Source organism: Amycolatopsis sp. NPDC003861 (assembly GCF_053605405.1).
Genome location: NZ_JBSGJD010000344.1, coordinates 1 through 7,981, shown reverse-complemented (window position 1 = coordinate 7,981; position 7,981 = coordinate 1). Strand labels below are relative to the sequence as shown.

6 protein-coding genes and 1 pseudogene are annotated in these 7,981 nt (G+C 73.7%); 2 read left to right on the top strand and 5 right to left on the bottom strand.

Annotated features, from left to right (window positions below; translation table 11 throughout):
- The 5 genes and pseudogenes from ACWEVN_RS44155 to hutH form a co-directional block, all read right to left on the bottom strand.
- Positions 1 to 152: pseudogene (locus ACWEVN_RS44155) on the bottom strand (imidazolonepropionase); the annotation flags it as partial.
- Complete coding sequence (locus tag ACWEVN_RS44150; protein WP_452055264.1) at positions 140 to 1,372, bottom strand: formimidoylglutamate deiminase; 1,233 nt, start codon at positions 1,370 to 1,372, stop codon at positions 140 to 142. The gene ACWEVN_RS44150 and the pseudogene ACWEVN_RS44155, both read right to left, overlap by 13 nt.
- Before the next feature lie 113 nt (positions 1,373 to 1,485).
- The gene (locus ACWEVN_RS44145) at positions 1,486 to 2,682 is read right to left on the bottom strand and encodes an allantoate amidohydrolase (RefSeq protein WP_452055263.1); all 1,197 of its coding nucleotides are present in this window, start codon (positions 2,680 to 2,682) and stop codon (positions 1,486 to 1,488) included.
- Positions 2,679 to 4,331: a urocanate hydratase gene (gene hutU / locus ACWEVN_RS44140; RefSeq protein ID WP_452055262.1), complete on the bottom strand. Its 1,653-nt coding sequence runs from the start codon at positions 4,329 to 4,331 to the stop codon at positions 2,679 to 2,681. Before hutU ends, ACWEVN_RS44145 begins: the two co-directional genes overlap by 4 nt.
- Positions 4,331 to 5,857, bottom strand: coding sequence for a histidine ammonia-lyase (gene hutH, locus ACWEVN_RS44135; protein ID WP_452055261.1), 1,527 nt, complete (start codon positions 5,855 to 5,857; stop codon positions 4,331 to 4,333). Before hutH ends, hutU begins: the two co-directional genes overlap by 1 nt.
- Before the next feature lie 83 nt (positions 5,858 to 5,940).
- Between hutH and ACWEVN_RS44130 the strand changes: the two genes are divergently transcribed.
- Together ACWEVN_RS44130 and ACWEVN_RS44125 are read left to right on the top strand one after the other, a co-directional pair.
- Positions 5,941 to 6,723 carry an IclR family transcriptional regulator gene (locus tag ACWEVN_RS44130; RefSeq protein WP_452055260.1) on the top strand — a complete coding sequence of 261 codons (783 nt, stop codon included), beginning with the start codon at positions 5,941 to 5,943 and terminating at the stop codon, positions 6,721 to 6,723.
- A 120-nt stretch (positions 6,724 to 6,843) separates the two neighbouring features.
- The coding region (locus ACWEVN_RS44125) for an MFS transporter (protein ID WP_452055259.1) at positions 6,844 to 7,981 on the top strand (1,138 nt) is incomplete at its 3' end.

The following is a 7,981-nucleotide window of genomic DNA, read 5'->3' as shown; positions in this document are numbered from 1 at the left end:
ATGACGTCGAGGTGGTCGGCCGCCGGGGCGCTGGCCGCCGGGCCTGCCCAGGCGACGCGCGAACCGTCCAGCACCAGGGCCGCGTCGGAGAGCCGGCCCAGCGCCGGGTCGTTGGTGGTGAGTTCGCCGATCCCCGTGATCAGGACTGCCACAGTGCCTCGATCTCCTTCGCCAGAACGGTTTCCGGTCGGTCGACGAGCAAGTGCGTACCGTCCCGGACGACCTCGCGGCCGGCGACGACGACGTGCCGGACGTCCGAGCCGGAGGCCGCGTACACGACCCCCGACGGCTCGATCCCGGCCGTCCGCACCGAATCCAGGGCCACGGTGACGAAGTCCGCGCCCGCCCCCTCGGCGAGCGCGCCGACCTCGGCCCAGCCGATCGCCGCGTGGTCCGTGCCCGCTTCGAGGAGCTCCTCGGCGCTGAACCGGCCGCGTTCCTCGCTGGCCAGCCGGTCGTCCAGTTCCAGCGCGCGGGTCTCCTCGAAGGCGTCGACGACAGCGTTGCTGTCACTGCCGATGCCGAGCCGCACCCCGGCGTCCCGCAGCGCGCGGGCCGGGCCGATGCCGTCGCCGAGGTCGCGTTCGGTGGTCGGGCAGAAGCACGCGCGCGCCCCGCTCAGCCGGTCGATGTCCGACGTCGTCAGGTGCGTGGCGTGCACGGCGACCAGGCGTTCGGTCAGCACCCCGCGGTCGTCCAGGAGCTCGGTGGGCGTGCGGCCGTAGGCGGCCTGGCACTGCTCGTTCTCGGCCCGCTGCTCCGACAGGTGGACGTGCACGACCCGCGTGCTGTCCACAAGCGACAGTTGATCGGCCGGGACCGCGCGCACCGAATGGATCGCCGCACCCACGCGGAACAGCTCGTCTTCCTTGAGCGCGGCCACCCGCGAAGCCCACGCCGACGCCGAGCCGTCGGAGAAGCGCCGCTGCACCTCGTCCGGTTCGACGCCGATGCCGCCGGCCAGGTAGCACGTGTCCAGCAGCGTCAGCCGGATCCCGGCGTCGGCCGCGGCCTGCCGCAGCGCCTCGCCCATCGCGTTCGGGTCGGCGTACGGCTTCCCGCCGGGCGCGTGGTGCAGGTAGTGGAACTCGCCGACGCTCGTGTACCCGCCGAGCACCATCTCCGCGTAGACGCCGCGGGCCAGCCGGTAGTACGTGTCGGGGTCGAGCCGCGCGGCCAGGGCGTACATCCGCTCGCGCCACGTCCAGAACGTGCCGCGCTCGTGGTGCGTCCGGCCCCGCAGCGCCCGGTGGAAGGCGTGCGAGTGCCCGTTCGCGAAACCCGGCAGCGTCAGCCCGCCGAGCACCGTCCCGGACCGCGGCGAGCCGGGTGCCACGCCGGTGATCCGGCCGCCGGCGACGTCGATGCGCACCGCCGACGCGATCCCGCCGGGCAGCCAGGCCTGCTCGCACCAGAAAACTGTCGGTGCCGCGCGAGAGGCTGGAAACGGGGGGCGCCCCCGCGGGCCGGAGGTCGGGTTGCGGGTCACTGCGCGAGCCGTTCCAGGGCCGTGGCCAGCGCCGCCGCGCCGGCTTCGACGTCGCCGGCCTCGGCGAACTCCTCCTGCGAGTGGCTGATGCCGGTCGGGTTGCGCACGTAGAGCATCCCGGCCGGGGCGAACCCGGCGAGGATGGCCGCGTCGTGGCCGGCGCCGGTCGGCAGCTCCGGCGGTCCGCCGAGCCACGCGCCGAGGTCGCGCCGGAGGCCGTCGTCGAACACCACGTCGTCCGAATAGGACTCGCGGGTCACCGCGACCCGGCAGCCCTCCGCCGCGGCCGCCTCCGCAGCCGCCCGGCTGATCTCGGCGACCAGCCCCGGCGTGCCCTCGCCCGGCACCCGCGCGTCCAGCCACAGGTCCACTGTGGACGCGATGACGTTGGTCCCGCCGGGGGTCGGCACGAGCCGGCCGACGGTCGCCCGCGCGTCCGGCACCTTCGCGGCCAGCCGCCGGACGGCCGTCACCGTCGCGGCGGCGGGCAGCATCGGGTCGGCGCGGTCGGCGAGCAACGTCGCCCCGGCGTGATTCCCCTGCCCCGCGAAGGAAAACCGCCACCGCCCGTGCGCGATCACCGTGCTGCCGACGGCGACCGGCGCGCCGAGGTCGATCAGCCCGCGGCCCTGCTCGACGTGCAGTTCGAGGAAGTGCCCGATCCGGTCGAGCCGCTCGGCGTCCGGGCCCATCCGCGCCGGGTCGACACCCGCCTTCGCGGCCGCCTCGGCGAACGTCACGCCGTCGGCGTCCCGCAGACCGCGCGCCTTGTCGGCGTCGATCGTGCCGGTGAGCAGCCGCGAACCCAGGCACGGGACGCCGAAGCGGCCACCTTCCTCCTCGGCGAACACCACGACGGCGAGCGGCCTGCGCGGCCGGAAACCCTTGTCCTGCAACTGCGAGACGGCAGCCAGCGCGCTGACCACGCCGAGCGGGCCGTCGAACGCGCCGCCGCCCGGCACCGAGTCGAGGTGGCTGCCGGTCACCACGGCGTTGCGGCCCGGCGGCCCCCACCACGCCCAGATGTTGCCGTTGCGGTCGGTCTCGACGTCCAGCCCGAGCCCCAGCGCGCGCTCGACGAACCACTCGCGCAGGTCGTGCTCGGGCGCGTCGAAGGCGTGCCGCGAGTAGCCGCCGCGCTTCGGATCGCGCCCGACGTCGTCGATCTCGGCCAGCAGGCCCGAAGCCGTCACGCCTGTTCCCGCATCGGGACGCGCACACCCCGCTCGCCGGCGACCTCGGCCGCGCGGTCGTACCCGGCGTCGACGTGCCGGATGACGCCCATGCCGGGGTCGTTGGTGAGCACGCGCTCCAGCTTCTGCGCGGCCAGCGGCGTCCCGTCGGCGACGCTGACCTGGCCGGCGTGGATGGACCGGCCCATGCCGACGCCACCGCCGTGGTGGATCGACACCCAGCTGGCGCCGGACGACGTGTTGACCAGGGCGTTGAGCAGCGGCCAGTCCGCGATCGCGTCGGAGCCGTCGGCCATCCCCTCGGTCTCGCGGTACGGCGAGGCGACGCTGCCGGAGTCGAGGTGGTCGCGGCCGATGACGACCGGCGCCTTCAGCTCCCCGCTGGCCACCATCTCGTTGAACCGCAGGCCGGCCAGGTGCCGCTCGCCGTAGCCGAGCCAGCAGATCCGGGCCGGAAGTCCCTGGAAAGCAACGCGTTCGCCGGCGAGGCGGATCCAGCGGGCGAGGGATTCGTTCTCCGGGAACAGTTCCAGCATCGCGCGGTCGGTCGCGGCGATGTCCTCGGGGTCGCCCGACAGCGCGGCCCAGCGGAACGGGCCGTTGCCCTCGCAGAACAGCGGGCGGATGTAGGCGGGCACGAAGCCGGGGAAGTCGAACGCGCGCTCGCAGCCGCCGAGCTTGGCCTCGCCGCGCAGGGAGTTGCCGTAGTCGAAGACCTCGGCGCCGCGGTCGAGGAAGCCGAGCATGGCTTCGACGTGGTCGGCCATCGACTCGCGCGAGCGGTCGGTGAACTCGTCGGGCTTCTTGGCCGCGTAGTCGTGCCAGTCGTCGACGCCGACGCCCTTGGGCAGGTAGGACAGCGGGTCGTGCGCGGACGTCTGGTCGGTGACGATGTCGACCTCGACGTTCCGGCGCAGCAGCTCCGGCAGCACCTCGGCCGCGTTGCCCACGACACCGACGGACAACGCTTTGCCTTCCTTTTTCGCCTTGGTGACGCGGGCGATCGCGTCGTCGAGGTCGTCGGCCACCTCGTCCAGGTAGCGCGTCTCGACACGGCGGTGCGCGCGCTGGGGGTCGCACTCGATGACCAGCGCGACACCGTCGTTCATGGTCACGGCGAGGGGCTGCGCGCCACCCATGCCGCCGAGGCCGGCGGTGACGGTCAGGGTTCCACGAAGCGAGCCGCCGAACTTCTTCTTCGCGACGGCGGCGAACGTCTCGTACGTGCCCTGGAGGATGCCCTGGGTGCCGATGTAGATCCACGAGCCCGCGGTCATCTGCCCGTACATCGTCAGGCCCTGCTGCTCGAGGCGGCGGAACTCCGGCCAGGTCGCCCAGTCGCCGACCAGGTTCGAGTTCGCGATGAGCACCCGCGGCGCCCACTCGTGCGTGCGGAACACGCCGACCGGCTTGCCCGACTGGACCAGCAGCGTCTCGTCGACGTCCAAAGTGGTCAGTTCGCGGGTGATCGCGTCGAAGCTGGCCCAGTTGCGGGCGGCCTTGCCGGTGCCGCCGTAGACGACCAGGTCGTCGGGGCGCTCGGCGACGTCGGGGTCGAGGTTGTTGTGGAACATCCGCAGCGCGGCTTCGGTCTGCCACGACTTGGCGGTGAGCTGGGTGCCGCGGGCGGCACGGACGACGCGGGACATCAGACCTCCAGACGGGCGGCGTCGAGGACGGCGCCGGAGCGGACGAGTTCTTCGGCGGCCGCGATTTCGGGCGCCAGGTGCCGGTCGGGGCCGGGGCCCGCGACCTTCGTGCGGAGCAGGTCGCGCACCGCGCCGGTGACCGGCGACGGCTCCAGCGGCGCGCGGAAGTCCAGCGCCCGGGCCGCCGTCAGCAGCTCGATGGCGAGGACGGTGGTCAGCCCGTCGACGGCTTTGCGCAGCTTCCGCGCGGCCGACCAGCCCATGGAGACGTGGTCCTCCTGCATGGCGCTGCTCGGGATGGAGTCGACCGACGCCGGGACGGCGAGCCGCTTGAGCTCGCTGACCACGGCGGCCTGGGTGTACTGGGCGATCATGTGGCCGGAGTCGACGCCGGGGTCGTCGGCCAGGAACGGCGGCAGGCCGTGCGAGCGCGCCTTGTCGAGCATCCGGTCGGTGCGGCGCTCGGCGATGCTGGCGACGTCGGCGATCGGGATGGCCAGGAAGTCGAGCACGTAGGCGACGGGCGCGCCGTGGAAGTTGCCGTTGGACTCGACTCGGCCGTCGGCGAGAACGACCGGGTTGTCCACAGCGGACATCAGCTCGCGCTCGCCGACGAGCTCGGCGTGGGTCAGGCTGTCGCGCGCGGCGCCGTGGACCTGCGGGGCGCAGCGCAGCGAGTAGGCGTCCTGGACGCGGTTGCAGTCGGGGCCGCGGTGGCTTTCGACGATCTTCGAGCCCTGCAGCGCCTGCCACATCCGGGCCGCGGACTTCGCCTGCCCGGGGTGCGGGCGCAGGGCCTGGAGGTCGGCGGCGAACGCGCGGTCGGTGCCGAGCAGGGCCTCGACGCTCATCGCGGCGGTGACGTCGGCGATGTCGAAGAGCTTGTGCAGGTCGGCGGCGGCGAGCAGGAGTATGCCGAGCATGCCGTCGGTGCCGTTGGTGAGCGCCAGGCCCTCCTTCTCGGCGAGGACGACCGGCTCGATCCCGGCGTGCTTCAGCGCTTCTTTTGCCTTCATGACTTCGCCGCGGTAGGTCACTTCGCCTTCGCCCATCAGCGCGAGCGCGACGGCGGCGAGAGGCGCGAGGTCGCCGGAGCAGCCGAGCGAGCCGTACTCGTGAACGATCGGCGTGATGTCGGCGTTGAGCAGGGCTGCAAGCGTTTGCGCAGTGCCCGGGCGGACGCCGGTGTAGCCGCTAGCGAGGGTGCGCAGCCGCAGCAGCATCAACGCGCGGACGACCTCGGGCTCGACGGCGGGCCCGGCGCCGGCGGCGTGCGAGCGGATCAGGCTCCGCTGCAGCGCGGTCCGGCTCTCGAACGGGATGTGCCGGGTGGCCAGCGCCCCGAAGCCGGTCGAGACGCCGTAGGTGGGCGTGACGGCGTGGGCGAGGTTCTCGATGTGCTGGCGCGTCGCGGCGAGGTTCTTCTCGGCGGCGTCCGTGAGCCCGACGGGCGCGTGGCCCCGGACGACGTCGACGACCTGGGCGGCGGTCAGGGGCTCCGGGCCCAGGAGCACTTTTTCCGGCATGGCCTCATTGGACCTCGTCCTTCCCGCTGGTGGGATGCCTCAACGGGTGGTTCTGTCTGGTATCCCAGACGTAAGCTCGGCGCATGGGCGAGAGCAGTGAGGTCCCCGCGCTGCGCCGCGGGCTGGCGGTGCTGAGCCTGCTGGCGACCCGCCCGGGCCCGGTCACCGCGGCGGCCATCGCCCGCGAGGCGGGGCTCCCCCGGTCGACGACGTACCACCTGCTCAACGAGCTGGAAGCGGCCGGTTTCGTCGTGCACCTGCCCGCGGAACGCCGGTACGGCCTGGGCATCGCCGCCTTCGAACTCGGCTCGGCCTACCTGCGCCACGACCCGCTGGAGCGCCTGGCCGGGCCGTTGCTGCGCAAGCTCGTCGACCGCGTCGGCCACACCGCTCACCTGGGCGTGCTGCACGGCAACGAGTCGCTGTACCTGATCAAGGAACGCCCGGCCCGGCCGGAGACGCTGGTGACCGAGGTCGGCGTCCGCCTGCCGGCCCAGCTGACCGCGTCCGGCCGGGCGATCCTGCGGCACCTGCCGGCCCCGCACGTCCGGGCGTTGTTCCCCGCGGCCTCGGCGTTCGTCCTCCGCACCGGCCGCGGCCCGCGCACACTGGCCGAACTGCGCCGGACGCTCACCGCGGAACGCCGCCTCGGCTGGTCGGTCGAGGACGGCCACGTCACCGACGGCTTCGCCTCGGTCGCCTGCCCGGTCTTCGACCACGGCGCCCGCCCGCTGGCCGCGATCAGCGTCACCTTGCGCCACCACTGCGCGACGGAGCCGTGCTCGGAGAGGTGGCCGGACCTCGCGGCGGAAGTGGCGGCAACGGCGACCGAGCTGACCACCCGGATCGGCGGCCACCCGGCCTGACCGCCGTCGCGGGCCGTCCGGGCGCCGGGGCTGGTGCGAACGGGGCAACTGTCACCGAACGGCTCGATTCCACTCCGGTGGGTGATTACCTTGACTGAACAGCGGGTTCGAGGGGCACCGATGGATGACGCACGCGTGAAGAAGGTCGGTTTCGGTGCGGTGCTCGCCGTCGCCGAATTCCGGGCGATGTGGACCGCCGAACTGCTTTCGATCTGCGGCGACCAGCTCGCCCGCGTCGCGCTCGCCGTGCTCGTCTACCAGCGCACGTCCTCGGCCGCGCTGACCGGCCTCACCTACGCCCTGACGTACGTGCCGTCCCTGCTCGGCGGCATCCTGCTGGCCGGCGCGGGCGACCGGTGGCCGCGCCGCGACGTGATGGTCGTGACCGATCTGGCGCGGGCCGCGCTGGTCGGGGTGATCGCGATCCCCGGCGTCCCGCTGTGGGTCCTGTGCGTCTTGGTCGCCGTGATGACGGCGCTCGGCGGGCCGTTCAAGGCGGCGCAACAGGCGCTGCTGCCGTCGGTCCTCGAAGGCGAGCGGTACCTCGTCGGGATGGCCCTGCGGAACGTGACGATGCAGGCCGCGCAGCTGGCCGGGTTCGCCGGCGGCGGGGTGCTGATCGCCGCGCTCACCCCGTCCGCGGCGCTGGGCCTGGACGCGGCGACCTTCCTGCTGTCGGCCTTGTTCCTGGTCACCGGCGTCCGCCGGCGGGCGGCGATCGCGCAGGCGGTCCGGCCCGCCTGGCTGGCCACGACCGGCGCGGGCATCCGGCTGATCTGGCGCGACCCGGCGCTGCGGACGCTGGTGGCGCTCAACTGGCTGGCCGGGTTCTACGTCGTGCCGGAGGCGCTGGCCGCGCCGTACGCGGCGGGCATCGGCGCGGGCGCGACGCTGGTGGGGCTGCTGATGGCGGCGGACCCGGCGGGCAGCGTGCTCGGCGGCTTCGTGTTCGGCAAGTGGATCCCGGAGCGCGTGCAACTGCGCGTCCTGGCCTGGCTCGGGATCGCGGCGGGCCTGCCGCTGGTGGTGTTCGTCTGCCGTCCGGGCCTGGTGCCGTCGGTGGTGCTGCTGGCGGCGTCCGGCCTGCTGGCGACGGGCTACAACATCACCGGCACGGTGACGTTCATGCGGCGGGTGCCGGACGAGCACCGCGCGCAGTGCGCCGGCGTGAACTCGGCCGGCCTGATCACGGTGCAGGGCGTCGGCGCGGCCGCGGCGGGCGCGCTGGCCGACGTGCTGGGCCCGGCGCACACCATCG

Bases quoted from the DNA above. Each gene is read 5' to 3' on its own strand.
- hutH (WP_452055261.1), bottom strand. From the start codon at position 5,857: ATGCCGGAAAAAGTGCTCCTGGGCCCGGAGCCCCTGACCGCCGCCCAG.
- ACWEVN_RS44130 (WP_452055260.1), top strand. From the start codon at position 5,941: ATGGGCGAGAGCAGTGAGGTCCCCGCGCTGCGCCGCGGGCTGGCGGTG.
- hutU (WP_452055262.1), bottom strand. From the start codon at position 4,331: ATGTCCCGCGTCGTCCGTGCCGCCCGCGGCACCCAGCTCACCGCCAAG.